Raw genomic sequence first — 26213 nt, forward strand, 5'->3', positions numbered from 1 at the left:
ATGGCAATTTCCATTCTTCTGCCCTCCTTAGACGCAAGAAAACCCGCCGCAGAATTTTTCAATTCTGCGACGGGCCCTTCTTTTGCCTACTTTTCTTTTCAGAAAAGTAGGTCAGGAAAAGTCGGAAGCCATCTTTTCCTGCTTCACCTTGTGGTCGATGACGTGGCGGCTGGCCAGCTCCGCCTTCACCTCGTCCAGGGAGATGCCCGCCTGGACCATGAGCACCATCACGTGGTAGGCCAGGTCGGCAATCTCGTACACCGTCTCCTTGTGGTCCTCCGCCTTGGCGGCAATGATGACCTCGGTGCACTCCTCCCCCACCTTCTTCAAAATCTTGTCCAGGCCCTTTTCGAAGAGGTAGGTGGTGTAGGACCCCTCCGGCCGCTGGGCGTTGCGCTCCTGGAGCAGCTGATAGAGCCCCTCGTAGCTGAACTGTTCTTCCATGTCAATCTTCCTCGCTCTCATAAATGGGATTTCCGTCAAAGCAGGAGTCGGTGCCCAGGTGGCAGGCGGGTCCGTCCTTGCGCACCCGCACCAGCAGGGCGTCCTTGTCGCAGTCGGCCCGCAGCTCCACAATGTGCTGGTAGTTGCCGCTGGTCTCCCCCTTGAGCCACAGCTCCTGCCGGGACCGGGACCAGAAGCAGGTGAGCTTCTTTTCCAGGGAAATTTTTAGGGACTCCCGGTTCATGTAGGCCAGGGTGAGCACCTTTCCCGTGTCCGCGTCCTGGACAATGGCAGGGATGAGCCCCCGGTCGTCAAATTTCAAGGTATCCAAGTCCATCATAGCCGCACGCACACTCCGTTCTCCCGCAGCACTTGCTTCAAATCGGGGATGGCCACCTCTCCAAAGTGGAAGATGCTGGCCGCCAGACCGGCGGACATGTCGGGAATTTCCCGGAACAGGTCCACGAAGTCCTGCACGCCCCCGGCCCCGCCGGAGGCAATCACCGGCACGTGGACAATCTCGCTCACGTCCCGGAGCATCTCCAGGTCAAACCCCTGCTTCACCCCGTCGGTGTCGATGGAGTTGACCACCACCTCCCCGGCGCCCCGGTCCACCCCCTGGCGAATCCACTCCAGGGCGTCCAGACCGGTGTCCACCCGGCCGCCGTTCAAAAACACGTGGTACTTGCCGTCCACCCGCTTGGCGTCCACGGACAGCACCACGCATTGGTCTCCGTAACGCTTGGCCGCCTGGCCGATGAGCTCCGGGTTCTTGATGGCCCCGGAGTTGACGGACACCTTGTCCGCCCCGCAGGACAGCACCCGCTCAAAATCCTCCAGGCTGTTGATGCCGCCCCCCACGGTGAGGGGGATGAAGATGGTGGAGGCCACCGCCGTGAGAATGTCGGTAAAGAGTTTTCTTCCCTCAAAGGAGGCGGTGATATCATAGAAAACCAGCTCGTCCGCCCCGGAGCGGGAGTAGTAGTCCGCCAGCTTCACCGGGTTGGACACGTCCTGGAGGTTTAAGAAGTTGACCCCCTTCACCACCCGTCCGTCCTTGATGTCCAGACAGGGGATGATCCGCTTGGTCACCATCTCACTCCACCTCCTTCAAAGCCGTTTTCAGGTCCAGGGCCCCGGTGTACAGGGCTTTGCCCAGGATGGCCCCGTACAGGCCCAGAGTTTTCAGATTCTGTAAGTCAGAAATGCTTGACACACCGCCCGAGGCGATGAAGTCCAGGGGGAACTGCTGGGAGAGGGTCTGATAGAGCTCCACGTTGGCGCCTCCCAGCATGCCGTCCTTGGAGATGTCGGTGCAGATGACGGTCTTGACCCCCAGGCCGCACAGGCGGGTAAAGAAATCCTCGGCCCGCTCCGGGGCGGTCTCCTTCCAGCCCTTGATGGCGATGGCCCCGTCCTTCAGGTCCACCCCCACCGCCGCCTGGCTGCCGAAGCGGGCCAGGGCGCGCTCCAAAAACTTGGGGTCGGTGACGGCGGCGGTGCCCAGGATCACCCGGGACACCCCGGCGTCCAGGTACTTCTGGATGGTGTCCAGGCTGCGGATGCCCCCACCGATCTCCACCTTCAAATCCGTCTTTTTGCAGATGGCGGCAATCACCGGGAAGTTGGGGGTGGTGCCGTCCTTGGCCCCCTCCAGGTCCACGGTGTGGAGCCACTTGGCCCCGGCGGCCTGGAAGTCCGCCGCCTGAGCCGCCGGGTCGTCCCGGTAGACGGTCATCTGGGCGTAGTCCCCCTTTGTCAGGCGGACCACCTTTCCGTCGTATAGATCAATGGCCGGAAGCAGGATCATGCCTTCCCCTCCAATCTGCAAAAGGCCTTCAAAATTTTCAGGCCGGTCTCCCCGCTCTTCTCCGGGTGGAACTGGGTGCCGTACACGTTGCCGTTCTGAACCGCCGCCGTCAGCTCCGCGCCGTACTCCGTGGTGGCAGTGCATTGACCTTTACAGTCAAACCCCGCGAAGGAGTGGACAAAGTACACATGCTCTCCCTCCGCCAGATCGGCGAAGATGGGACTTCTCGGCTTGTCCTTGGGGAAGTGGAGGCCGTTCCACCCCATGTGGGGGACGGCCAGATTCTGGGGGATCACCGTGCGGATGTCCCGCACCTCCCCCTGAATGAGGCCCAGACCGGCGTGCTCCCCGTACTCGAAGGACTTCTGGAACAGCAGCTGCATGCCCAAACAGATGCCCAGAATGGGCTTGTCCTTGGCCGCCTGGTTGAGAACCGCCTGGAACATCCCCGTGTCCCGCAGCTTCTCCACCGCGTCGCCGAAGGCCCCCACGCCGGGGAGAATGATGTGGTCGGCCTGATTCAGAATCTGCTCATCCCGGGTGACCACCGCCTCCTCCCCGATGGCCCCCAGGGAGCTTTTGAGGGAGAACAGGTTGCCCACCCCGTAGTCAATGATGGCGATCATGCCTCCCCCTCCTTCTCAAAGCGGATGTCCACCGCCCGGGCGTGGGCGGTGAGGCCCTCCTCCTTGGCAAAGCGGCTCACCTTCCGGTAGTCTTTTTCCAGGGCCTCCCTGGTATAGTAGCTGAACTGGGACTTTTTGATGAAGTCGTCCACCGACAGGGGGCTGTAGAACCGGGCGGTACCCATGGTGGGCAGGGTGTGGTTGGGCCCGGCAAAGTAGTCCCCCATGGGCTCCGGGTTGTAGCGGCCCAGGAAGATAGACCCGGCGTTCTGAATGAGCCCCAGGTAGTCGAAGGGGTTGTCCACTGACAGCTCCAGGTGTTCCGGGGCGATGCGGTTGGCCACCGCAGCCGCCTCCTTCAGCGACCGGGCCACGATGATCTTGCCGTTGGCCTCGATGGAGGCCCGGGCGATCTCCTCCCGCTCCAAGGTCTGGAGCTGGGCCTCAATTTCCTGGGAAACGGCCTGGGCCAGTTCTCGGGAGTCGGTGACTAGGACGGCGGAGGCCATCTTGTCGTGCTCCGCCTGACTGAGCAGGTCGGCGGCCACCCAGGCGGGGTTGGAATTTCCGTCGGCGATGACCAGCACCTCGGAGGGGCCGGCGATCATGTCGATGTTCACCAGTCCGAACACCTGACGCTTGGCCTCGGCCACATAGGCGTTGCCGGGGCCCACGATCTTGTCCACCTTGGGCACGCTCTGGGTGCCGTAGGCCAAGGCGGCCACCGCCTGGGCGCCCCCCATTTTGAAGATGCGGGTGACCCCGGCCAGCTTGGCCGCCGCCAGAATAGCCGGGCGGATCTTCCCGTCCCGGCCGGGTGGGGTGGCCATGATGATCTCCCCCACCCCGGCGATGTGGGCGGGGATGGCGTTCATGAGCACGGTGGAGGGGTAGGCGGCGGTGCCCCCGGGGACGTAAATGCCCACCCGGGCCAGAGGGGTGATCTTCTGACCCAGGACCACCCCCTCCCGCTCGGTCATGAGAAACCCCTCCCGCTTCTGCTTGGCGTGGAAGGCGCGGATGTTTTCGGCGGCTTCCCGGAGGATTTGAGTAAACTCCGGGTCCACCTGGGCGGCCCCCTCCTCCAGCTCCTGGGGAGTCACCTCCAGGGCGGAGAGCTCCACCCGGTCGAACTGCTTTTCATACTCCAGCAGGGCCGCGTCCCCCCGCTCCTTCACGGCACGGAGGATGTCCGCCACCGGAGCGGATACGTCCACCGCCTCCTCCTGGCGGGCAAAAATTTTCTCCTCCGGCACCTGGTTAAGGTCGTATATCTTCATCATGGGGCACACCTCACAAATTCTTGGCCAGGGCGTCCCGCATGGCGAGGATCTCCTGGTATTTGAACTTATAGCTCACCTTGTTGCAGATAAACCGGGCGCTGATGTCCACGATGGTCTCCAGAGGGGCCAGGTGGTTCTCCCTTAATGTGTTGCCCGTCTCCACAATGTCCACGATCACGTCGGACAGGCCCAGGATGGGGGCCAGCTCGATGGAGCCGTTGAGCTTGATGATGTCGATGTCCCGGGAGCGGGACTCGTAGTAGTCCCCGGCGATGTGGGGGAATTTCGTGGCCACCCGCAGGGTCTTGTTGGGGTCGTCATAGAAGTTCTCGGGACCGGCCACGCACATGCGGCACTTGCCCATGTTCAGGTCCAGCAGCTCGTACACGTCGGGGCGGTACTCCAATAAAATGTCCTTTCCCGCGATGCCCACGTCGGCGGCCCCCCGCTCCACGTAGATGCTCACGTCGGAGGGCTTGACCCAGAAGTACCGCACCCCCTTCTCCGGGTTTTCAAAGGTCAGCTTCCGGTTTTTCTCCAAAATGGAGGGGCACTCATAGCCGGCGGCGGCCAGGGTCTCATAGGCTTTTTCACCCAATCTCCCCTTGGGCAGGGCTACCTGGATCATAGGGACACCTCCTCCGGCCTGAGGCCGTCGTAGTAGCGGACCTTTGTCCGGCACCGCACAGGGGCGCTAGGGCCCATCTCCCGCTCGCAACGGACCGTACAGCCCTTGGAGCGGATCTGCTCCGCAAAGGCGGCCAGCTTGGCCAGGTCTGCGTCCGGCCCGTAGGTGAGGAGCAGGTCGGCGTCATACTGCCGCTCCTGGGAGAAGTACTGCTCCAGGCGGCCCATGTACAGGGCAAAGCCGATGGCCCCCACCTGCTTGCCCATCTTCCGGGGCAGGTTGTCGTACCGCCCGCCGGACAGGGCCGGGAAGGGGATATTGGGCAGAAATCCCTGGAAGATGACCCCGTTGTAGTAGTCCATGCTGTTCACCAGGGAGAAGTCCAGGCGGATGCGGCCGTTGAGGCCGAAGGCCTCCAGCATGGAGGCGGTGACGGACAGCTGCCTTAAAATCTCCCAGCTCTGGTTATCCCGGGCCAGCCGCCCCGCCTGGGCGATGCCCTCCTTCAGCGGGGCGTAGATGCCCATGAGCTCCTGGATGGCCTGGGCGTCCTGGGCGGTCAAAATCCCCCGGTCGGCCATGGCCTGGATGCCCGGGGCGTTCTTCTGGGAAATCAGAGTCAGGGCCTGCTCCTGGTCCCGCTGGGACAGGTTCATCCCCCCCAGCAGACAGCGGATGAAACTTACGTCGGACAGGTCCAGCACATAGTCCTCCGACAGAATTTCAAGGGACTTGGCCGCCAGGGCGATGACCTCCGCCTCGGCGTAGGGGTCGATCTGGCCCACCGACTCCACCCCCACCTGGAGGATCTCTTTAAAGGTGCCCCCCATCTCCCGGTAGACGTTCTCGTTGTAGTAGACCTTCTCACTGTCCCCGCTGTTGTTCTTGATGATGGACAGGGTGATGTCCGGCTTCAGGGCTTTCAGGGAGCCGTCCACGTCGGTGAAGGTGATGATGTGGCCCTTTTTCAAAAAGTCCTTGTTCTGGGCGTACAGGTCGTAGTCCTCAAACTTGGACATGCGGAATTTCCGGTAGCCGTAGCCCTCGTACAGTTGGTTGAGCTGTTCTTCTAACATAGGTACTCCTAATTCACGTTACAGAATTTGAAATGTCTCGCCTGTAGAGCGGAGGCCGCTTGGGAGACGGGAGGGGCAAGCCCCTCCCCTACAGATAAAGCCGAAACCAGGTCAGGGATTTCGTAGGGGCGGGTTCCAAAACCGCCCGCATCCCCGCCGGAATCTCCCGAATGTCTCACAGCATCCCCTTGGTGGATGGAATTTCGTCCTTGAACTGCTGGTCCAGGGAGACCGCCTCCCGGAGGACGCGGCCCAGGGCCTTGAAGGCCCCCTCCACGATGTGGTGGGAGTTGCGGCCGGCCAGCTTCCGGATATGGAGGGTGACCTTAGCGTTGACGGCGAAGGCCTCCATGAACTCGTACACCAGCTGGGTGTCGAAAGTGCCGATCTTCTCGGTGGGGATATCCAGGTCCTCATAGTACCCGCCCCGGCCGGACAGGTCCACGGCGCACAGGATCAGGGCCTCGTCCATGGGCAAGCACAGGGAGGCGTAGCGCTTCACGCCCCGCTTCTCCCCCAGGGCCTGGTCAAAGGCCTGCCCCAGGGCGATACCGATGTCCTCCACGGTGTGGTGGTCGTCCACGTAGGTGTCGCCGCGGCACGTCAGCTCCAAGTCCATCCGCCCGTGGCGGGACAGGAGGGTGAGCATGTGGTCCAAAAAGCCCACGCCGCTCTCAATGGAGCTCTCCCCTCTCCCGTCCAGGTTCAGGGACAGCTGAATGTCCGTCTCGTTGGTCTTACGCGTGATCTGGGCTGTTCTCATACTTGCAGCAGCTCCCTTACTTTTTCCAGCAAAATGTCCATCTGCTCCCGGGTGCCGATGGTGATTCGATTATAGTCCCGGATGCGGTCCTTGTCAAAGTAGCGCACCAGCACCCCCCGCTCCTTCAGCCCCTGGTAGAGGGCGGCTCCGGCCAGCCCGGGCTTTTTGGCGAAGATAAAGTTGGTCTTGGAGGGGAGCACGCTAAAGCCCAGCTTCTCCAGCTCCCGGGTGGTGTAGTCCCGGGTCTCCATGATTTTTTTGCAGTTCTCGTCGTAGTAGCTCTGCTCCGCCAGGGCGGCCGCCCCCGCCTTCATGGTCAGTTGGTTCACGTTGAAGGGGTTGGTGGAGAACTTGATGGTCTCCAGGTCCTGGATGAGGGAGGCGTCCCCGATGGCGTAGCCCAACCGGGCCCCGGCCATGGACCGGGATTTGGAGTAGGTCTGGACCACCAGCAGATTGGGGTACTTTTGGGTGAGGGGCACGCAGCTCTCCCCGCCGAAGTCCACATAGGCCTCGTCGATGACCACCACGCTGTCCGGGTTGGCCTTCACGATCCCCTCGATCTCGTCCCGGCTCAGGGCCAGGCCGGTGGGGGCGTTGGGGTTGGCAATCACAACGGTCTGGTTCCGCCCGTAGTAGTCTCTGGGGTCCAGGGTGAAGTCCTCCTTCAGGGGGATCACGTCGGCCTGGATGTGGTACAGGTCGCAGAACACGGGGTAAAAGCTGTAGGTGAGGTCGGCGAAGGCCGCCCCCCGGCCGTCGGTGGCGTAGGCCAGGAAGGCAAAGTTCAGCGCCTCGTCGGAGCCGTTGGACACGAACACGTTCTCCGGCCCCACCCTGTACTGATTGGCCAAGGCGGTTTTCAGCTCCGTGGCTGTGGCGTCGGAGTACAGCCGCAGCCCGGCCACTTCCCGGGCATTGAGCGCCGCGGCCACGCCGGGAGAGGGCGGATAGGGGGACTCGTTGGCGTTGAGCTTCACATAGTTTTTATCTTTAGGCTGCTCCCCCGGGGTGTAGGGGGCCAGCTGGCTGAGTTGACCACTGAAAAACTGGGACATGGTGCGCCCTCCTCTTTTATGTTCTATTTCATTAGTTCGCTAAAGTGATGATGTAATAATACGCCACTCTGATAGTCTTGTCAAGGGGGAATTTGTTTTTTAAGCTGTGCTTCCGTTTCGCCGTCCCTCTCTAAGGCTTCCCTCTTCCGCCTCCCTCGGCTGTGCTGTTATTTCGCCGCCTAGGACAGTTTTCTTTTCTAACGACCCCGATCCTGGGCGGCGACCTACTTTGCCAGGGGCGGCAAAGTAGGCAAAGCGCCCCCGGGGACGCGTCCGATGGACTACGGCTGCGCTTCGCTCCGCCTAGGTCCATAGGCCGCTTTCCCCGGACCCCATTACGGGGGTTACCACTTTAGGTGGGTGGTGACCTTCCGGCGCGCAAAATTTGAGTGGTTGGTCTAAATTCCCACCGGGCCATAGGGCCCTGGGTTTTCAAAAATTGCGGCTGACGCAGTCTAATTTCCGCGCCTGGGTTTCCTATCTGTGCTACCGGGGCGGCTATCCGCCGCCCGCCGATTTTCTGAGCCGAAATTGAGCCCCACCAGCCTAAAAAGGCGCGATTTCTGCCAGGAGGACACACACCCAAAGGTCACCGGAGCTTTAGCGGCAGCGGTAATAGAACGGAACCCAATCAGCTGAACACCCGCGCCTTTGCGTTGACAGACCAGGTCGCCTAATTGGGACCTCGTAAATGGGGTCCGAGGTGAGCGAATATGAGCGCGGAGCGCTCATCCTGAGCGAACCCCGGGGGCGTTTTGCTGAAACCCCCGTTTCTCCCGGCGAAGCCCAGCGTAGCGGGTTCGCCAGGAAGAGGAGGAGCAAGGGAGCGGGCGCAGTTTTCGCCGCTAGGCGGAAACGGAGCTTAGCGGACTTTGCGACGACGAGCCGCCATGGGCAAAGTAACTCGCCGCCCGGGACTGGGTCCTGTTAGAAAAAGGCCCTATCCCAGGCGGCGAAATCAGATACCCAAAAACAAAATTACCCCTTGGCGATGGCCTCGGCAACCCGAATACCATCCACTGCAGCGGACACAATTCCGCCCGCATACCCGGCCCCTTCGCCGCAGGGGTAGAGACCCCGGAGGGCGGACTGGAGGGTCTCGTCTCGGAGGATGCGCACCGGCGAGGAGGAGCGGGTCTCCACTCCGGTGAGCACCCCGTCCGGGCAGGCAAAGCCGCGGAGCTTCCGGTCCATCAGGGGCAGGGCCCCCCGCAGGGTGTCGGCCACCGCCTGGGGCAGACACCGGTCCAGCTCCGTCCAGGTCACCCCGGGTCGGTAGGTGGGCCGGATGCTCCCCGGCCCCTGAGAGGGCTGTTTCAGGAGGAAATCCTCCACCCGCTGGGCGGGGGCAAAAAAGTTCCCGCCCCCCAGCTGAAAGGCCGCGTGCTCCCACTGCTCCTGGAAGCGCACCCCGGCCAGGGGATCGGAGCCGAAGGCCGAAAAGTCCTCCGGGCCCACCCCCACCAGAAAGCCGCCGTTGATGTTCTTCCCGTCCCGGGCCCGGTAGCTCATGCCGTTGGTCACCACCTGTCCCGGAGCGGAGGCGGCGGCCACTACCTCTCCCCCGGGGCACACGCAGAAGGTGAAGGCGGACCGGCCGGTGGGCAGGTGGCAGGCCAGCTTGTAGTCCGAGGGGGGCAGCTGCTCCCAGGCGGGTCCGTACTGGGCCCGGGAGACGGCGGCCTGGTCCTGCTCGATGCGCACCCCGATGGCAAAGGGCTTCTGCTCCATAGGCACCCCCGCCCCGTGGAGCATGGCAAAGGTGTCCCGGGCGGAGTGTCCCGGGGCCAGCACCAGGGCGTCGCAGTCCAGGCGGTACGTCCCCTGGGGGCCCTCCACGCACACGCCGGTGAGCATCCCCTCCCCGGTCTCCAGGCCGGTGAGCTGATGGCCGAAGCGCACGTCGCATCCCAGGGCGATGAGCTCCTGGCGGATGCACTTCACCACTTGGCGCAGAATGTCGGTGCCGATGTGGGGCTTGTGGGACCACTTCACGTCCGCCGGGGCCCCCGCCCCCACCAGGGCGTCCATCACCGCTGAGATGCGGGGGTCGTGGGTGCCGGTGGTCAACTTCCCGTCGGAGAAGGTGCCCGCGCCCCCCTCCCCGAACTGCACGTTGGAGGCGGGGTCCAGCGCTCCCCCGTCCCAGAAGCCCTCCACCTTGGCGGTGCGGGCATCCACGTCCTCGCCCCGCTCCAGCACCACGCAGGGGATGCCGTTCCGGGCCAGGAACAGGGCGGCGAACAGCCCCGCCGGCCCCATCCCCACCACCACGGGCATGGTCCCCGAGCGGCGCTTCACCTCCGGGAACACGTAGGGCTTGGGGGTTACCAGGGAGATATTTTTCTTCCCGGCCCGCTCCACCGCCTGCTCCTCTCCGCCTTTCAGGGACACGTCCACGGTGTACACGTAGTGCACGTCCTGCTTCTTCCGGGCGTCGATGGACTGCCGGACCAGAATAAGTTCCTCCATCGCCCCGGGGCGCACCCCCAGGGCCTTGGCCGCCCGCCTGCGTAAAAGCTCCAGATCCCCGCCGACGGGCAGGGGAATATTTTGAATGCGTATCATAATGTAATCACCAGGGGTAAGTGTACCATATCCCCCCGCCCCTTGAAAAGGGCGAGGAGCGGAAATTTTTCTCTCCCCTGTCCTTGACAAATGTTTCGCTCCGGTCTACCATAACCCCATCCCAATCATTGTTCCAGGAGGATTTTTTTGATGGACGCACAGACCTGTATCCTCACCCGGCGCAGCGTTCGGAAATTTACCGACGAGCCGGTGAGCCGTGAGCTGCTGGAGAAGGTGGTGGCCCTGGCCGCCTACGCCCCCAGCTGGAAAAACACCCAGATCAGCCGCTATCTGGCCATTGAGGACCCGGCGGTCCAAAACACCATCGCCGAGGAGTACTGTCTGGCCGGAGCCAACAACCCCAACATCATCAAGGGGGCTCCCCTGCTGGTGGCCCAGACCTTTGTGAAAGACCGCTGCGGCTACAACCGGGACGGCACCTTCACCACCGACCGGGAGGACGGCTGGCAGTACTACGACTGCGGCATCGCCGCCCAGACCTTCTGTCTGGCCGCCCACGACCTGGGGCTGGGCACCGTCATCATGGGGGTGTTCGACCGCAAGCGCCTCCAGGCCTACCTGGAGATCCCCCAGGACCAGGAGCTGATGGCCCTCATCGCCGTGGGACATCCGGCGGAGGTAGGTCCCGCCCCCAAGCGCAAGGACGTGGACGTGCTCCTGTCCTGGCGGTAACATGACCGAAAAAAATCCCGGCACCGCGGTGCCGGAATTTTTTTGTTCAGTTGCGGCTCTTGCCCAGGAAGCGCAGCAGGTACAAAAACAGGTTGATAAAGTCCAGATACAGCTGCAACGCGGAGAAGATGGACGCCTTTTCCATCATATCCGGATAGCCGGCGTAGTAGTGGTAGTACTCCCGGATGCGCTGGGTGTCATAGGCGGTGTAGCCCAGGAATACCGCGATGCCGATGAGGCACACAATGGTGTCAAAGGCGGTGAGGGCCGGGATGAACAGGCTCACCAGTCCAAACACCACCAGGAAGATCAGGCCGGAAAACAGGATGGGGCCGATGCCCGCCAGATTCCGCTTGGTAAAATGTCCATAGGCCGCCAGCACTCCGAAGTACAGGGCCGTGGCCAGGAATACAAGGATGATGCTGTCCAGCCGGTACACATACAGATAGATGGACAGGGTAAACCCGAACAGGGCGGAGAAGGCCACAAAAATGGACCGGGCCGTCCCCACCGACATCTTCTCAATGCGGGCGGACATGGTATAGGCCATGACCAGGGTGGCAATCAGCACTGCCAGCTGGACAAAGGGCGCGTACACATACACATACAGCGTCAGGTTGGTGATCCATCCCACCACCGCCACGCCAAAGGTAATCATCAGGCCCAGCACCATCCACAGGAAGGTCCGGGTGGTATACTCCCCTTCGGTGACCACCCGCCGGTTTGCGGGGCTGTAGTCCCGGTCAAATTCATAGGGATCAAAGCTCATCGAAAACACTCCTTTCCAGAGCTGTGAGATTAGGCCTTGTTTGAAAATTGGAAATTTGCCCAACAGCGAAGGATTTTTCGCCAGACAAGGCGATTTGACGCAGCAATACTTTGTGTATTGCAAGGAATATCAACGCAGTATGGCGGAAAAAGACTCGCTGTTCGGGCATGTTGACATTTTTCAAACATGGCCTAGCTTCCGAGCGTCTTTATTATACCCTGGACGGCGGGGAAAGGCAATCTCTTTCTTGGGCTGCATTGGGACGTTTTTTCTGGAATTTCCTTATTTTCGGGCCAACAGATCCCCGTTTTGAAGCCTGGCGCAGGCGGACGGGGCCGGGCGGGCCGATCCGCCGCCCACGGCGCCTCGCCCTTTTGCAGGAACGGGCGTCCCCACTCAGGTGCGTCCCTGCAATACCCCGAACAGAGCGGCAGGGGCAAGCCCCTGCCCTACAGGGTCTCATTTTCCATAGAGATGTGATTCCCTCCAACCGGCAGACTGATGAAGCGCCAGCACTTCGGTGTCCGCCGCTCAGCCGAACATGGAGAACAGATCCATCTGGCTGGTCTCCAGCAGATCGCCCCACAAAGCTGCGCTTTGCGGGGCCCCCGGGATTTCAAAACTCCCGGGCGAAATCAATTCGCCCGGGCGCAAGGTTTTTGCCGGAGGCAAAAACGCTTGGACGCGCCAAAAGGCGCGGGGCCGCTGTTTCAAATTTGGGTGCTCTATCATCCGAACAGGGAAAACAAATCCATCTGACTGGTCTCCGGCAAATCACCCCACAAAGCTGCGCTTTGCGGGGACCCCGGGATTTCAAAACTCCCGGGCGAAATCAATTCGCCCGGGAGCAAGGTTTTTGCCTTCGGCAAAAACGCTTGGACGCGCCAAAAGGCGCGGGGCCGCTCCGCGGCCCTTCGGCGATTTGCTGGGATTGTATTTCAAATTTAAGGACGCTGTCATCCAAACATGACGAACAGATCCATCTGACTGGTCTCCGGCAAATCGCCGAAGGCACCCGCGTCCTTCAGCAGCTCGATGTGGGTTTTGGAGACCTTCGGGCAGGCGGCGGACACTTCCTCAATGGAAATGAACTGCTTGCCCTTCCGCTGTTCGGCCAGGGAGATGGCCGCCGTCTCCCCCAGTCCGGCCACCGAGACAAAGGGCGGGATGAGGGCGTTGTGCTCCTCGTCCATTTTGAACAGGATGGCCTCGGACTCATACAGATCCATCCGCCGGAAAGTGAAGCCCCGGAGATAGAACTCATAGCACACCTCCAGGGTGGTGAGCATGTCCTGCTCCACGGCGGTGGCCTCCTTGTCCTTGGCGATAATCTCCCGCATTTTCCGCTGGCACTCGTCCATGCCCCGGCACATGTACCGCTCGTCAAAGGCCTTGGCCCGGATGGAGAAGTAGGCTGCGTAGAAGGCCAGAGGCCGGTGGACCTTGAACCAGGCGATGCGGAAGGCCATCATCACGTAGGCCACCGCATGGGCCTTGGGGAACAGGTAGGCGATCTTCTTACAGGAGCCGATGTACCAGTCGGGCACCCCGTGCTCCTTCATCTCCTCCTCCGCTCCCTCGGGGAGCCCGCGGCCCTTTCGCACCGCCTCCATGATCTTGAAGGAGCGCTTGGGGTCCATGCCCTTGGAGATGAGGAACAGCATGATATCGTCCCGGCAGCCGATGGCCTCGTTGACCTTGGCGGTGCCCGAGGTGATCAGGTCTTTGGCGTTGCCCAGCCACACGTCGGTGCCGTGGGAGAAGCCGGACAGCCGCACCAGAATGTCGAACTGGTCGGGCTGGGTGTCCTCCAGCATGCCACGGACGAAGGTGGTGCCGAACTCCGGGATGGCGGTGCCGCCGGTGGGTCCTAAAATCTTGTCATCCTCATAGCCAAGCACCTTGGAGGACTGGAAGATGGACATGGTGTCCTTGTCGTCCAGGGGGATGTCCGTGCGGGCGTTCACCCCCGTCAGGTCCTCCAGCATACGGATCATGGTGGGGTCATCGTGTCCCAGCATGTCCAGTTTCAGGAGGTTACTTTCCATGGAGTGATATTCGAAATGGGTGGTGATGATGTCCGTGTTGGGGTCGTCCGCCGGGTGCTGGACGGGACAGAAGTCGTAGATCTCCTTGTCCTGGGGGATAACCACCATGCCGCCTGGGTGCTGGCCCGTGGTGCGCTTGACGCCGGTGCAGCCGATAGCCAGGCGATTCTCCTCCGCTTTGGAGGCCATCTTCCCCCGCTCGTCCAGATACTTCTTCACATAGCCGAAGGCGGTTTTTTCCGCCACCGTGCCGATGGTGCCCGCCCGGAACACGTGGGTCTGTCCAAAGAGCTCGAAGGTATAGCGGTGGGCGTTGGCCTGGTACTCCCCGGAAAAGTTCAGGTCGATATCGGGCACCTTGTCGCCCCCGAAGCCCAGGAAGGTCTCGAAGGGGATGTTGAAGCCGTCCTTCACATACTTGGCGCCGCACACGGGGCACACCGCGTCGGGCATATCCGCCCCGCACCCGTAGGGGTGGGCCGGGTCCTGGGCGTAGTCGAAGTCGGAGTGCTTGCACTTGGGGCAGCGGTAGTGGGCGGGCAGGGAGTTTACCTCGGTGATGCCCGACATGAAGGCCACCAGAGAGGAACCCACCGAACCACGGGAGCCCACCAGATAGCCGTGCTCCAGGGAGTTCTGCACCAACTTCTGGGCGGACATGTAGATCACGTCGTACTTACAGCGGATGATGTCCCCCAGCTCCACCTCGATGCGGTCGGTGACGATTTTCGGGGGATTTTCTCCGTAAAGCTCATGGGCTTTCCCCCATACTAGCCGCTTCAGCTCCCCGTCGGAGTCCTCCAGCTTGGGGGCGAACAGCCCCTTGGGCAGGGGATTGATGGGATCACACCAGTCGGCGATGAGGTTGGTGTTTTTCACCACCACCTCATAGGCCTTCTCCTTCCCCAGGTAGGAGAACTCCTCCAGCATCTCCTCGGTGGTCTTGAAGTAGATGGGCAGGGACTCGTCCGCGTCCTCAAAGCCCTTGGAGGCCAGGAGGATGTGGCGGTAAATCTCGTCCTCCGGGTCCAGGAAGTGGACGTCTCCGGTGGCGCACACCGGCTTGCCCAGCTCCTCCCCCAGCTTCACCACCGTGCGGTTGAAGTCCCGGAGCTCCTCCTCGCTGCGGACCATCCCCTTGCGGAGCATGAACATATTGTTGCAGATGGGCTGGATCTCCAGATAGTCGTACCAGGATGCGATGCGCTTGAGCTCCTCCCAGTCCTTGCCGTCCACCACCGCCCGGAACAGCTCTCCCGCCTCGCAGGCGGAGCCGATGATCAATCCCTCCCGGTTCTCGTTGATCAGGGACTTGGGCATGATGGGGTAGCGCTTAAAATGCTCCAAGTGGGCCAGGGAGATGAGCTTATACAGGTTGCGCAGCCCGATCTGGTTCTTGGCCAGGACGATCAGGTGCTTGGGCTGGCGGCGCATCTTTCCGCCCCCCTTGCGCAGCTTGGGCATGGCGGGGTTGATCTCCCCCAGGGTGCGCACCCCCATGGCCTCCAGCTTCTCAAAGAAGGGGGGCAGCATGTAGGCCACCGTGGCCGCGTCGTCGCTGGCCCGGTGGTGGTTGAAGGCGGGCAGATGCAGGTACTCCGCCACGATGTCCAATTTATACTTGCCCAGCTCAGGCAGGAGGTTCTGGGCCAGAATCAGGCTGTCCACCGAGGCGTTATGGAAGGGAATGCCGTACTTCCGGCACCCGGCGGAGATGAAGCCCATGTCGAACTCCGCGTTGTGGGCGGCCAGAGGCCGGTCCCCGGCGAAGTCCAGGAACATCCGCAGGGCCTCCTCCTGGGAGGGAGCCCCCGCCAGCATCTCATCCGTGATGCCGGTGAGGCGGATGATCTCCGGGCTCAAGATCCGCTCCGGGGACACGAAGGTATTGAAGGTGTCGGTGATCTCCCCGTTTTTCAGGATCACCGCGCCGATCTCAATGATGACCTCCCGCTTTTTGTCCAGGCCGGTGGTCTCGATGTCAAAGCAGACGATCTCGTCGGCGAAGGGCTGATTGGTCTCCCCGTGGACCACCACCCGGTCGTCCACGTCATTGAGAAAGTAGGCCTCCACCCCGTACAGGAGCTTGATGTTTTTGGCGGAGTGCCACGCGTCCGGGAAGGACTGGGCCACCCCGTGGTCGGTGATGGCGATGGCCCGGTGGCCCCAGGCCTCCGCCCGCTTCACCACGTTCTTGTCCGGCCCCAGCTTGGGCCCCACGGCGGTGAGGGCGTCCATGGCGGACATGGTGGTGTGCAGGTGGAGCTCCACCCGCTTCTCCGGGGCATTGTCCATTTTCATCTTCTTCTCGGCAGCCATGACGGCCACCGGCTCCAGTACCATGTCCCCGTAAAACCGGTCCATGTTCAGCCGGCCCTGGACCAGCAGGTGCATTCCCTTCCGAATGCCGTCCACCAGGGCCTTGCCCTCGTCCCCGGGGAAGAACTTGTTCACCCGGATGGAGCCGGTGTAGTCAGTCATGTCGAAGGCCACCACCCAGGCCCCCCGCTTTTTCAGTTCCCGGTTGTCGACAGCGAACACGTCCCCCTCGATGACCACCATGCCCATATCCAGCTCCAGTTCCCCGATGGGCACCGGGGCGCGCTTGATGGGCTTGCCGAAGATGGCCCTGCCGTTGTCCCGCTTCTCCCCTTTTCCGGCGGCCTTTTTCTTCGCCCCTGGGGCGGCCTGGCGCACCTGCTTCAGCGCGGCGGCCCGGATGGCCTCCGCCCGGGCGAAGGCGTCCTGGGGCGTCTGGATCTCCTCCTGGGCTGGAGCGCTGGGGGGCGCCTGAACCGGCTGTTCCGGCCCGGGAACCGGCTGCTTCTCCAGCACGGGCGGCTCCGGCTGGGCGGGAGCATCTGCAAGGCAGTTCAGCTTTACATGGCTGAGGCCGTAGCACTTGGCCACCGCCTCCTCCGCCTGGGCGATCAAGTTGGGCCCTGCGCCGGAGGCCCCCTCCACCGCCACCACCGCGCTGCGGGCGGCGCGGTCGATAGCCGCCTCCACGATCTTCCAGCCGCTCATAGCGTTGACGAATTCCGTCCACTGGCGCAGGGCGGCAAACATCTCTAAAAAGGGAATTTTCTTGGACATGATGCGAATACTCCTTGGAACAGGATCTTAAAACCAGACAGAGGGCTCGTCCCGAAAGACGGGGGTCTCCCCTGCCGCATAGGGGTCATAGTTGTGGATGTTGCAGCCAAATTCCTGCAAAAAGGCGATGCGGTCCTCCCTGTCCCAGCGGACCAGGGAGAGGCCGTGGAACTCCTCCACAGTCCCGTCGTTCATCTCGTTGCGGAAGGACCACTCCACCACTGTCTGGTCCCCCTTGTGAAAGAATTGCTCGATATCCCAGCGGACCACCCTTCCCCGGGTGTTCCACTCCCGGAACCAGAGGGACACCTTGTCCCGGCCCTCATACTTGGGACCCCAGCTCTCGATATAGGTACAGTCGGGGGCAAAGAGGTCCTCCATGCCCAGGTCCTTGGCTTGGAGCCACATGTCGAACCACAGGCGGATTTTCTGTTCGCGCATTTCTTCCATGGGGGCTCCTTTCTTGTCTCGGGGGATTTCGCCGCCTGCGGGCGGCGACCTACTTTGCCCGTGGCGGCAAAGTAGGCAAAACGCCACCGGGGGACGGCTCCAGAGGAGCACCGTTCCGGTGCTCCTAGTCGCCTTTCCCCCGGTCCCCCTTTTACGGGAGACGCACTCCTGCCACATGCAGCGGAATTTCCGGCGCGCAAAATCAGGAGTGCCTGGGTGCAATTTCGTCCGGGCCACTGGGCCCTGGGTGAGTAAAATCTGGCGCCTGTCACAATCCAAGAACTGCGCCTAAGTTTGCCGGACCAACGCCCCCGATTCGCCGGCTGCCATCCCCCGGACCGTTGGCTGGGGTACCCAGGCGCAGATGCGTAACCGCACCAAGCGCCATTTTTGTAGACCCAGATCCCAGTGAGCCGTAAGGAATCGCAGAAAGTCACTCGCCGCTCGCACTGCGCCCGCAGGCACGTTTCGGAGCGCAGCCGCCCGAAGGGCGATTCTTAGCGCGGAGATAACGGCGGAATGAATCCTCTACCGCTCACTCACAGCTCTCGCACTACCGCCCCAGGCTCGTGGCGGCAAAACAGCTCCAGCAGTTTCCGGTTTCGGAGCAGCAGCTCTGTATAGGCGGAATCCTCCGCATAAATCATAAATTCCGCCCCGGTCTCCAGAAAGCGGTTCCGAATGTGCCAGCTGTCCTGGTCAGAGGCCTCCGGGACATAGAGGGCGCGGACCCCCGAAAGAATCTGCTCCTTGGAACAGGAGGTTGAGAAGGCCAGCAGCGCCCCCCACACCCACTGAAAATCCTCCTGCCGGATCATGCGGGTCAGTTCCTCCCCGGACATCCAGACCGGGGCCTGATTGACAAACTGAAAGTCAGGAGTTCCGGGGTAAGCTTCGACCCCCACCAGCAGAAAATTGTAATCCCGCTGCCGGCCCTCCAGGGCGTCAAACACCCGCCCCAGGAATGTGTGGCACTGCCCGTCCTTTTCCAGAATCGCACTCCATATGGACATAGCCTTCTTCTTATTATAGGGTGTCAATCAGCGCAAACAGCTCGTCCACCAGCTGCTCCTGGGGGACTTTTTTGACGATCTGCCCCTTTTTGAAGAGGAGCCCCTCCCCCACGCCGCCGGCGATGCCGCAGTCGGCGGCGGAGGCCTCGCCGGGGCCGTTGACCACACAGCCCATGACGGCCACGGTGATGGGCTTGTCCACGGTTTTTAAGCGTTCCTCCACCTCATTGGCCAGGGCGATCAGGTCGATGCGGGTGCGGCCGCAGGTGGGGCAGGACACCAGCTCCGCCCCCTCCTTCCGGACGCCCGCCGCCTTGAGGATCTCTTTGGCGGCATAGACCTCCTCCACCGGGTCGGCGGACAGGGACACCCGCATGGTGTCCCCGATGCCCAGGGCCAGCAGGCCCCCGATGCCCACGGCGGACTTCAGGGTTCCCATGCGGACGGTGCCCGCCTCGGTGACCCCAATATGTAAAGGATAATCACTTGCTTGTCTCATCAGCTGATAGGCCTTCATGGTCATGGGCACGCTGGAGGATTTTAACGACACGCAGATGTCGTCAAAGTCGAACTGGTTCAGCAGCCGGATGTGGCCGAAGGCGGACTCCACCATAGCCTCGGGACAGACGCCCCCGTACTTGGCCAGCAGGGGCTTCTCCAAAGAGCCGCCGTTGACTCCGATGCGGATGGGGACCCCCCGCTGGGCGCAGGCCTGGGCCACCGCCTTCACGTGGTCGGCTCCCCCGATGTTCCCTGGGTTGATGCGCACCTTGTCCGCCCCGGCGGCGATGGCCTCCAGGGCCAGCTTGTAGTCAAAGTGGATGTCCACCACCACAGGGATGGGGCTGCCCTCCTTGATCTTGCCCACCGCCTTGGCGGCGGCCATATCGGGCACCGCCACCCGGATGATCTCGCACCCAGCTGCCGCCAGGGTGCGGATCTGGTGGAGGGTGGCCTCCACGTCGTCGGTGCGGGTGTTGGTCATGGACTGGATGGTGACCGGGGCGCCCCCTCCGATGGGGACCCCACCCACCATGATCTGCTTGGTCATGGAAAAACCTCCCGTTCAAACCCAGCTTGTCGAAAAAGTCTTTTCGACAAGCTGACAGCACGTTTCAGAACGTCAAATGCCGATGATCTTTCCCACGTCGCTGAAAGCAACCATCAGGGACAGGGTCAGCAGGGCCGCCAGCCCCACAAAGTGGACATATCCCTCATACTTGGCGGGGATTTTTATGCGGAACAGGGCGTGTAAAATGCCGTTGAGCACCAGAAACAGCACCCGGCCCCCGTCCAGCGCGGGGATGGGCAGCAGGTTCATCACCGCCAGGTTGACGGCGATGAGGGCCGCCAGGGTCAGCAGGTTGTAGGCCGCGTCCGCCGCTGTGGGGGAGGCGCTGCCCACCTGGGACATGGTGTCCACGATGCCTACCGGTCCGGACAGGTCCCGCAGGCCCACCGCCCCTGTGACCAGATCCCCCAGGCTGATCCAGACCAGGCGCACATAGTCAATGGCGGTGTTCCAGGCGTAGAGAAGCTTATTTCCAATGGTGGGCGGGTCCACGTCGTAGCCGATGGAGATGCCCCGCAGCCGGGTGTAGTTGCCCTCCTCATCGGTGCGCTCCTGGTAGGGGATATGCACGTTGTTCAGCTCCAGCCGCTCCCCATCCCGCTCTACCACGAAGTCCACATCGTCCCCCGCCCGGCTCAGGTAGAGGGATACATTGCTGTACACCAGGATGGCGTGGCCGTCCACGGACAGGATGCGGTCCCCCTCCTGGAGGCCGCAGTTCTCGGTGCCGTAGCCCTCGATGGCGCCGCCATAGGTGGGGACCCGAAAGCCCGCCGCTCCGGCGTACAGAATCAGCACGATGAGCAGGCCGGTGAGAAAGTTCATAAAGGCCCCCGCCACCAGGACAATGGCCTGCTTCCATCCGGCGGCGTTGCCGAAGGCCCGGGGGTTGTCGGAGGACGCCTCCTCGTCCTCCCCCTCCATAGCGCAGTAGCCGCCCACGGGAAAGAGGCGAAGGCTGTAAAGGGTATCTCCTTTCTGCTTCTTCAGCAGGGCGGGTCCCATGCCGATGGAGAACTCGTTGACCTGGATGCCGAAGAGCTTGGCCGCCGCGAAGTGGCCGAACTCGTGGACGGCAATGAGCAGGCCGAACATGATGAGAGCTAAAATGATATAGAGCATAGAACCTCCTGCGCTGTGGTGCTGTGGATCTGCCTGGTCATGCGGACAGTACGGCCTCCCGGGCCGCCTGGTCCGCCTCCAGAATCTGGGTCATAGTGGGGTCCTGGATCACCGGCACCCGGTCCATGGCCCGCTCTACCCGGCGGGCGATGTCCAGGAATCCGATCCTTCCGTCCAGGAACAGGGACACCGCCGCCTCGTTGGCTCCATTCAAGATGGCCCCGGCGGTGCCGCCGGTACGGGCCGCCTTCAGGGCCAGGGCCAGGCACCGGAAGGTGTCCAGGTCGGGCTGGGCAAAGGTCAGGGGGCCGCAGGAACACAGGTCCAGAGGCGTGGCCGGCCCCTCCACCCGCCGGGGCCAGGTGAGGGCGTACTGGATGGGCAGGCGCATATCCGGCGTGCCCAGCTGGGCGATCACCGCGTTATCACAGTATTCCACCAGAGAGTGGATGATACTCTCCCGGTGGATCACAATGGAAATTTTCTCCGGGGGCATGTGGTAGAGATGCATGGCCTCGATGAACTCCAGCCCCTTGTTCATCAGGGTGGCCGAGTCTATGGTGATCTTAGCCCCCATGCTCCAATTCGGATGCTGTAAGGCGTCTTCCCTTGTCATATGTTTCAGTTCTTCCCGGCTCTTTCCGAAGAAAGGACCGCCGGAGCAGGTGAGGATCAAACGCTTGACCTCCCTCCGGTCCTTACACCCCTGGAGGGACTGAAACAGGGCCGAGTGCTCCGAGTCCACGGGCAGAATCTCCGCCCCCCAGTCCCGGGCCTCCTCCTGGACCAGCTGCCCGGCACACACCAGGGTCTCCTTATTGGCCAGGGCAATGCGCTTCCCCTCCCGGATGGCGGCCATGGTGGGCCGCAGGCCGATCATGCCCACCACCGCGGTGATCACCGTGTCGGCGGAGGGCAGCTCCGCCGCCTCCACCAGGCCTTCCATGCCGGAGGCCACCCGAGTTTTGGTGTCCGCCAGCCGAACCTTCAAATCGGCGGCGGCCTTCTCGTCCATCATCACCGCCAGCTCCGGCTGGAACTGCCGGACCTGCTCCTCCATGCGCTCCACATTGGCGTTGGCCGTCAAAGCCCCCACTGTCATGCCGCAGGCGGCAATCACCTCCAGTGACTGCCGCCCAATGGACCCTGTAGAACCTAAAATCGAAATGCGTCTGCTCATACGCACCCTCCTTTCTCTTCTTTTCTTGAAAGAAAAGAAGCAAAAGAACTTTGGCGCAAAACTTCGTTTTGCTTTTTTAGGATACTTGGCAGGGACAGATTCTGATCCCACCCGTAAACTTTCCTGCCATAGAAAATCAAACCGTCCCTTAAATTCTGAACAAAAACTTGATCCGCAGAGGCGAAACGCAGTTTCGCAGAAAGTTTCTTTGCCTACTTTCTTTTCCAAAGAAAGTAGGTCAGAAGGGGGGGCACAGCTCCACTAGAAGCATCAGGGTGGGGGCGGCGAACACCATGGAGTCGAACCGGTCCAGCATTCCCCCGTGGCCGGGCAGAAGATCGCCGTAGTCCTTCACGCCGAACTGCCGCTTCACAAAGGAGAAGGACAGGTCCCCCAACTCGGTAACCGCGCTGCCCACCAGGCCGTAGACGGCCAGCACGGGCAGAGAGGCGTCCAGCCCGGCGAACTGCTCCAGCAGCACGCCGTAGATCAGCAGAAAAATGGCCCCGGACAGGATTCCGCCGATATAGCCCTCCAGGGATTTGTTGGGGCTCACTCGAGTGATTCCCCGATGCCTGCCCAGGAAAATTCCGGCAAAATAGGCGCCTCCATCTGTCAAAAAGGCACAGATCACCGGCAGGAGCACCAGGAAGCGCCCCTGCTCCATCCCCTTCAGCTCCACCAGCGTGGACAGGGCCCAGGGAATCATCAGCCCGCCGAACAGACAGACCAGCACATCTTCAAAGCGCACCGCCTTCTCCCGGTCATACAGGCGGATGGCGATCCAGAAGATGGCCACCATCAGCAGCAGAGCGGACGCCTGAAGCACCATGCCCTCCTGGCCCAGCCACTCCCCCAGGGGGATGGCCGCCGCCGCCAGGGCGGTGCAGAAATACATGCCGTTGTGGTGGGCCACCCCGGTGGCCCGAAGCAGTTCAAAGGAGGCCAGGGCGGAGATGGCCGCCATCAGCACCGCCAGCCACACCGGCTCCAGGAAAAACAGTACAACGAAAAACAGCGGAGCCAGTATGACCGCCACCAAAATTCGTTTTCCCACTCAAACCCCTCCAAACCGGCGGGAGCGGCCCTGGTAAGCCGCAATCGCCCGGTGCAGCTCCTCCTTGGTAAAGTCGGGCCACAGCACGTCGGTAAAATAAAACTCCGCGTAGGCGGACTGCCACAGCAGGAAATTGGACAGGCGCAGCTCCCCGCTGGGACGGATGACCAGATCCGGATCTGGCACCCCCCGGGAGAACAGGTAGCCGGCGAAGTGCTCCGCCGTCAGGTGGTTGGGATCGGCCTTCCCCTCCACGCAGTCCTGGGCGTAGGCCCGGGCCGCCCGGAGCAGCTCGTCCCGGCCCCCGTAGTTGAGGCATACGTTCACCTGACAGCCGTCGTACCCCTTGGAGATCTCCCGGGTGCGCCGGCACAGGTCCTGGAGCTCCTGGGGCAGCGGGGACAGGTCCCCGAAAAACTCCATCTTCACCCGGTCCCGCTCCATGCGGCTGATGGCCTCCAGCAGGTACTTCTTCAGCAGGCCCATGATGGCCCCCACTTCCTCCGCGGGGCGCTTCCAGTTCTCGGTGGAGAAGGCGTAGACCGTCAGATACTCCAGCCCGATGTCCTTGCAGTAGGTGGCGATGGTGCGGAAATTCTCCGCCCCCGCCGCGTGGCCCGCCGTGCGGGGCAGCCCCCGCTTCTGGGCCCAGCGGCCGTTTCCGTCCATGATAATGGCAATGTGCCGGGGCAGATGGTCAAAGTCCACCGCCGGAGCAGGAGCCTGCTCCTTTGCCTTAAAAAAGGGCATGTTCAACATCCTTACCAAAAGTGTAAATTCCCGGCAGAGCCGCTGGAGACCAAGGTCCCCGGCGGCTCTCCCGTTTGGTCTGTCAGACCGCCATCAGCTCCTGCTCTTTCTTGGCGGTCAGTTCATCAATGTCCTTGCAGCGTTTGTCGGTCAGGTCCTGCAGCTCCTTCTCCAGCTGCTTGAGGTCGTCCTCGGTGAGCTCGGAGGCCTTCTTTTTCTTCTTAAAATCCTCCATGGCGTCCCGGCGGATGTTCCGCAGGGCCACCTTGCCCTCCTCGCCGTACTTGCGCACCTGCTTGGTCAGGTCCTTGCGGCGCTCCTCGGTGAGCTGGGGGAAGGCCAGACGGATCACCTTGCCGTCGTTCTGGGGGTTGATCCCCAGATCGGAGGTCTGGATGGCCTTCTCAATGGCCTTCAGCAGAGAGCCGTCCCAGGGCTGAATCATCAGGGTCCGGGGATCCGGGGAGGAGATGGCCGCCACCTGGTTCAGGGGGGTGGGGGTCCCGTAATACTCCACGGTGATGCGGTCCAGCACACCGGCGTTGGCCCGGCCGGCCCGGACGGAGGCAAAGTTGGATTTGACCACCTCAATGGTCTTCAGCATTTTCTGATCGTAAGCTTTTGTCTCGGGACTCATGGTATGCCCTTCCTTTCCGTTCTAATCTCTCGTCCGGTCAGCCCTGGACGATGGTTCCGATCTTCTCGCCCATAATGGCCCGCAGAATGTTCTCCGGGTCCTTCAGGGCAAACAGCAGCACGGGAATCTTGTTGTCCATGGACAGGGAGGTGGCGGTGGAGTCCATGACCTGGAGCCGCTGGGCCAGCACGTCGGAGTAGGTGATGGATTCGTACTTCACCGCGTCGGGCACCTTTCTGGGATCGGCGGAATAGACGCCGTCGATGTTCTTGGCCAGCAGGATCACGTCCGCGTCGATCTCCGCCGCCCGGAGCACCGCCGCCGTGTCGGTGGAGAAGAAGGGGTTGCCGGTGCCGCAGCCGAAGATGACCACTCTCCCCTTCTCCAGATGGCGGATGGCCTTGGAGCGGATATAGGGCTCGGCCACCGAGCGCATCTCGATGGCGGTCTGCACCCGGACCTCCACGCCCTTCTGCTCCAGCACGTCGGCCACGGCCAGAGCGTTGATGGCGGTGGCCAGCATGCCCATGTGGTCGGCGCGGACGCGCACCATCCGGTCGCCGCCGTCCTTCAGGCCGCGCCAGAAGTTGCCGCCGCCCACCACGATGCCCACCTGGACGCCCAGCTGGACACAGCGCTTGACCACGTCGCACACTTCGCCGATCACATTAAAGTCCAGCCCCCGGGACGCCTCCCCCGCCAGGGCCTCGCCGCTGATTTTCAGCAATACTCGTTTATACTTCGGATTCTCCATGGGAATCCCTCCTTGCGCAATGGTTTTAAAACACTCTTTCTTATTCTAATATAATTATCCCATTTTGCCTAGTGCTTCTTGTAAAATTTTTTTACATTAGGCCGTATCCGCCGCACCGCTTCCCCGGTGCGCTCATAGTCTGATACGGCGCACACCCATCACAGCGGCGGGGAGCCCGTCCAAACGCCCTCCGCCGGGAAAGGAAACTCGCTTTGACACACGCACTGATTTGGGCCGCAGGCGGCACTGGTTTTACATGTTTTATGACGGCTCTGGGCTCGGCCACCGTCTTTTTGTTCCGCAGCCGGGTCAACCGGCAGCTCCATCAGCTCCTGCTGGGCTTTGCCGCCGGTGTGATGATCGCGGCCAGCATGTGGTCCCTGCTCATCCCGGCCATCGAGGCGGCGGAGGAGGCCGGGCTGCCCGGGTGGTTCCCCGCCGCCGGGGGCTCCGTTCTGGGGGTCCTGTTCCTGGTCACCATGAACACCCTTCTCCCCCATCTGACCCCCGCCTTTCTCCAGGCCCCCCGTGACGGCTCCGGCCGCCGCAGCACTCTGCTGGTGCTGGCCATCGCCATGCACAACATTCCCGAGGGGATGGCGGTGGGCATCTCCTTCGCCCTGGCCGCCCGGAGCGACCCCACCCTCCTCCCCGCCGCCATGGCCCTGGCTCTGGGCATCGGCATCCAGAACTTTCCGGAGGGGGCCGCCATCTCCCTGCCCCTGCGGCAGGCGGGCATGAGCCGGAAAAAATCCTTCCTCATCGGCGCGGCCTCCGGGGCGGTGGAGCCCATCGCCGCCCTGTTCACCGTCCTGGCGGCGGGGACGGTGGAGCCGCTGATGCCCTGGCTCCTCTCCTTCGCCGCTGGGGCTATGCTCTATGTGGTGGTGGAGGAGCTCATCCCCGAGGCCAACCTGCGCCATGACCACGAGAGCCGCGGAGGCACCTGCGGCGTCATGGCCGGTTTTCTCATTATGATGATCCTGGACGTGGCTCTGGGGTGAAGCACAGAGGTTCCCCTGCGGGGGGCGCCGGCCGTTCCTTTTCCAGGGGAACGGCCGGTGGACGGCGGGCACAGAAGCCGGTCCTTCTTTCGCAAAGTAGTCCACATAAATGGAACATCCCTCAGATACGGCGGGAGGGGCAGGCCCCTCCCCAACGATTCTCCAGAAGCTCTTCCGGGATTTGGCCTCCCGCCAAGACGCACATCAGAAAAGGGGATATGTGAAATCCTGGACGGGCGGGTCACGGACCCGCCCCTACGCACCTCATCCGTCTCGCTTCGCTCGGCACCTTCCCCTAAAGGGGAAGGCTTT

General features: G+C 62.3%; 26 protein-coding genes. 2 read left to right on the forward strand and 24 right to left on the reverse strand.

Annotation, left to right across the window (positions count from 1 at the left end):
• Nucleotides 1–111: 111 nt before the first annotated feature.
• The 11 genes from hisE to H6B31_RS08340 all read right to left on the reverse strand — a co-directional run bounded on the left by hisE (nucleotide 112) and on the right by H6B31_RS08340 (nucleotide 10256).
• A complete protein-coding gene (gene hisE / locus H6B31_RS17695) occupies nucleotides 112–444 on the reverse strand; it encodes a phosphoribosyl-ATP diphosphatase (RefSeq protein WP_204898095.1) in 333 nt (110 codons plus the stop codon).
• 1 nt (nucleotide 445) lies between these two features.
• Nucleotides 446–784 carry a phosphoribosyl-AMP cyclohydrolase gene (gene hisI / locus H6B31_RS17700; protein ID WP_204898096.1) on the reverse strand — a complete coding sequence of 113 codons (339 nt, stop codon included), beginning with the start codon at nucleotides 782–784 and terminating at the stop codon, nucleotides 446–448.
• Nucleotides 781–1539, reverse strand: coding sequence for an imidazole glycerol phosphate synthase subunit HisF (gene hisF, locus H6B31_RS08300; protein WP_204898097.1), 759 nt, complete (start codon nucleotides 1537–1539; stop codon nucleotides 781–783). Before hisF ends, hisI begins: the two co-directional genes overlap by 4 nt.
• A 1-nt stretch (nucleotide 1540) precedes the next feature.
• Nucleotides 1541–2254, reverse strand: a complete 714-nt coding sequence (gene hisA, locus H6B31_RS08305) for a 1-(5-phosphoribosyl)-5-[(5-phosphoribosylamino)methylideneamino]imidazole-4-carboxamide isomerase (RefSeq protein WP_204898098.1) — start codon at nucleotides 2252–2254, stop codon at nucleotides 1541–1543.
• The gene (gene hisH, locus H6B31_RS08310) at nucleotides 2251–2880 is read right to left on the reverse strand and encodes an imidazole glycerol phosphate synthase subunit HisH (protein WP_204898099.1); all 630 of its coding nucleotides are present in this window, start codon (nucleotides 2878–2880) and stop codon (nucleotides 2251–2253) included. Before hisH ends, hisA begins: the two co-directional genes overlap by 4 nt.
• The gene (hisD, locus tag H6B31_RS08315) at nucleotides 2877–4163 is read right to left on the reverse strand and encodes a histidinol dehydrogenase (RefSeq protein ID WP_204898100.1); all 1287 of its coding nucleotides are present in this window, start codon (nucleotides 4161–4163) and stop codon (nucleotides 2877–2879) included. Before hisD ends, hisH begins: the two co-directional genes overlap by 4 nt.
• 10 nt (nucleotides 4164–4173) lie before the next feature.
• Nucleotides 4174–4791, reverse strand: a complete 618-nt coding sequence (hisG, locus tag H6B31_RS08320; protein WP_204898101.1) for an ATP phosphoribosyltransferase — start codon at nucleotides 4789–4791, stop codon at nucleotides 4174–4176.
• Nucleotides 4788–5867: an ATP phosphoribosyltransferase regulatory subunit gene (locus H6B31_RS08325; RefSeq protein WP_204898102.1), complete on the reverse strand. Its 1080-nt coding sequence runs from the start codon at nucleotides 5865–5867 to the stop codon at nucleotides 4788–4790. The genes hisG and H6B31_RS08325 overlap by 4 nt, the downstream gene beginning before the upstream one ends.
• A gap of 175 nt (nucleotides 5868–6042) precedes the next feature.
• Nucleotides 6043–6630: an imidazoleglycerol-phosphate dehydratase HisB gene (gene hisB / locus H6B31_RS08330; protein WP_204898103.1), complete on the reverse strand. Its 588-nt coding sequence runs from the start codon at nucleotides 6628–6630 to the stop codon at nucleotides 6043–6045.
• A complete protein-coding gene (gene hisC, locus H6B31_RS08335; RefSeq protein WP_204898104.1) occupies nucleotides 6627–7688 on the reverse strand; it encodes a histidinol-phosphate transaminase in 1062 nt (353 codons plus the stop codon). Before hisC ends, hisB begins: the two co-directional genes overlap by 4 nt.
• Before the next feature lie 978 nt (nucleotides 7689–8666).
• Nucleotides 8667–10256, reverse strand: a complete 1590-nt coding sequence (locus tag H6B31_RS08340) for an NAD(P)/FAD-dependent oxidoreductase (protein WP_204898105.1) — start codon at nucleotides 10254–10256, stop codon at nucleotides 8667–8669.
• A 150-nt stretch (nucleotides 10257–10406) separates the two neighbouring features.
• Here H6B31_RS08340 and H6B31_RS08345 point away from each other — a divergent pair, with 150 nt between their 5' ends.
• Entirely contained in the window at nucleotides 10407–10949 is a 543-nt protein-coding gene (locus H6B31_RS08345; protein WP_087286723.1) for a nitroreductase family protein, read from the forward strand.
• Nucleotides 10950–10995: 46 nt separating this feature from the next.
• Here H6B31_RS08345 and H6B31_RS08350 read toward each other — a convergent pair whose 3' ends face one another.
• The 13 genes from H6B31_RS08350 to pyrH form a co-directional block, all read right to left on the reverse strand.
• Nucleotides 10996–11718 (reverse strand): Bax inhibitor-1/YccA family protein, encoded by a 723-nt coding sequence (locus H6B31_RS08350; RefSeq protein ID WP_204898106.1) that lies wholly within the window; start codon nucleotides 11716–11718, stop codon nucleotides 10996–10998.
• On the reverse strand, nucleotides 11708–11902 hold the full coding sequence (locus tag H6B31_RS08355) for a hypothetical protein (protein WP_204898107.1): 195 nt from the start codon (nucleotides 11900–11902) through the stop codon (nucleotides 11708–11710). Before H6B31_RS08355 ends, H6B31_RS08350 begins: the two co-directional genes overlap by 11 nt.
• Before the next feature lie 347 nt (nucleotides 11903–12249).
• A complete protein-coding gene (locus H6B31_RS08360) occupies nucleotides 12250–12432 on the reverse strand; it encodes a hypothetical protein (RefSeq protein ID WP_204898108.1) in 183 nt (60 codons plus the stop codon).
• Nucleotides 12433–12674: 242 nt separating this feature from the next.
• Nucleotides 12675–16862: a PolC-type DNA polymerase III gene (locus H6B31_RS08365; protein WP_204898109.1), complete on the reverse strand. Its 4188-nt coding sequence runs from the start codon at nucleotides 16860–16862 to the stop codon at nucleotides 12675–12677.
• Between the two features lie 27 nt (nucleotides 16863–16889).
• The gene (locus tag H6B31_RS08370) at nucleotides 16890–17312 is read right to left on the reverse strand and encodes a nuclear transport factor 2 family protein (RefSeq protein WP_204898110.1); all 423 of its coding nucleotides are present in this window, start codon (nucleotides 17310–17312) and stop codon (nucleotides 16890–16892) included.
• A 539-nt stretch (nucleotides 17313–17851) separates the two neighbouring features.
• Complete coding sequence (locus H6B31_RS08375) at nucleotides 17852–18325, reverse strand: hypothetical protein (RefSeq protein ID WP_204898111.1); 474 nt, start codon at nucleotides 18323–18325, stop codon at nucleotides 17852–17854.
• Between the two features lie 13 nt (nucleotides 18326–18338).
• Nucleotides 18339–19376, reverse strand: a complete 1038-nt coding sequence (gene ispG, locus H6B31_RS08380; protein ID WP_204898112.1) for a flavodoxin-dependent (E)-4-hydroxy-3-methylbut-2-enyl-diphosphate synthase — start codon at nucleotides 19374–19376, stop codon at nucleotides 18339–18341.
• 72 nt (nucleotides 19377–19448) lie between these two features.
• Nucleotides 19449–20519, reverse strand: a complete 1071-nt coding sequence (locus H6B31_RS08385; protein WP_204898113.1) for a M50 family metallopeptidase — start codon at nucleotides 20517–20519, stop codon at nucleotides 19449–19451.
• A 37-nt stretch (nucleotides 20520–20556) separates the two neighbouring features.
• On the reverse strand, nucleotides 20557–21699 hold the full coding sequence (locus H6B31_RS08390; RefSeq protein WP_204898114.1) for a 1-deoxy-D-xylulose-5-phosphate reductoisomerase: 1143 nt from the start codon (nucleotides 21697–21699) through the stop codon (nucleotides 20557–20559).
• 238 nt (nucleotides 21700–21937) lie between these two features.
• Nucleotides 21938–22756, reverse strand: a complete 819-nt coding sequence (locus H6B31_RS08395; RefSeq protein ID WP_204898115.1) for a phosphatidate cytidylyltransferase — start codon at nucleotides 22754–22756, stop codon at nucleotides 21938–21940.
• Nucleotides 22757–23506: an undecaprenyl pyrophosphate synthase gene (gene uppS, locus H6B31_RS08400; RefSeq protein ID WP_087287220.1), complete on the reverse strand. Its 750-nt coding sequence runs from the start codon at nucleotides 23504–23506 to the stop codon at nucleotides 22757–22759.
• Nucleotides 23507–23588: 82 nt separating this feature from the next.
• On the reverse strand, nucleotides 23589–24143 hold the full coding sequence (frr, locus tag H6B31_RS08405; RefSeq protein ID WP_087287223.1) for a ribosome recycling factor: 555 nt from the start codon (nucleotides 24141–24143) through the stop codon (nucleotides 23589–23591).
• A 37-nt stretch (nucleotides 24144–24180) separates the two neighbouring features.
• Nucleotides 24181–24897 (reverse strand): UMP kinase, encoded by a 717-nt coding sequence (gene pyrH, locus H6B31_RS08410; protein ID WP_087287225.1) that lies wholly within the window; start codon nucleotides 24895–24897, stop codon nucleotides 24181–24183.
• A 263-nt stretch (nucleotides 24898–25160) separates the two neighbouring features.
• Between pyrH and H6B31_RS08415 the strand changes: the two genes are divergently transcribed.
• Nucleotides 25161–25901, forward strand: a complete 741-nt coding sequence (locus tag H6B31_RS08415; protein ID WP_191345831.1) for a ZIP family metal transporter — start codon at nucleotides 25161–25163, stop codon at nucleotides 25899–25901.
• Nucleotides 25902–26213 lie beyond the last annotated feature (312 nt).

It is taken from the genome of Pseudoflavonifractor capillosus (assembly GCF_016899775.1).
Taxonomy (GTDB): domain Bacteria; phylum Bacillota; class Clostridia; order Oscillospirales; family Oscillospiraceae; genus Lawsonibacter.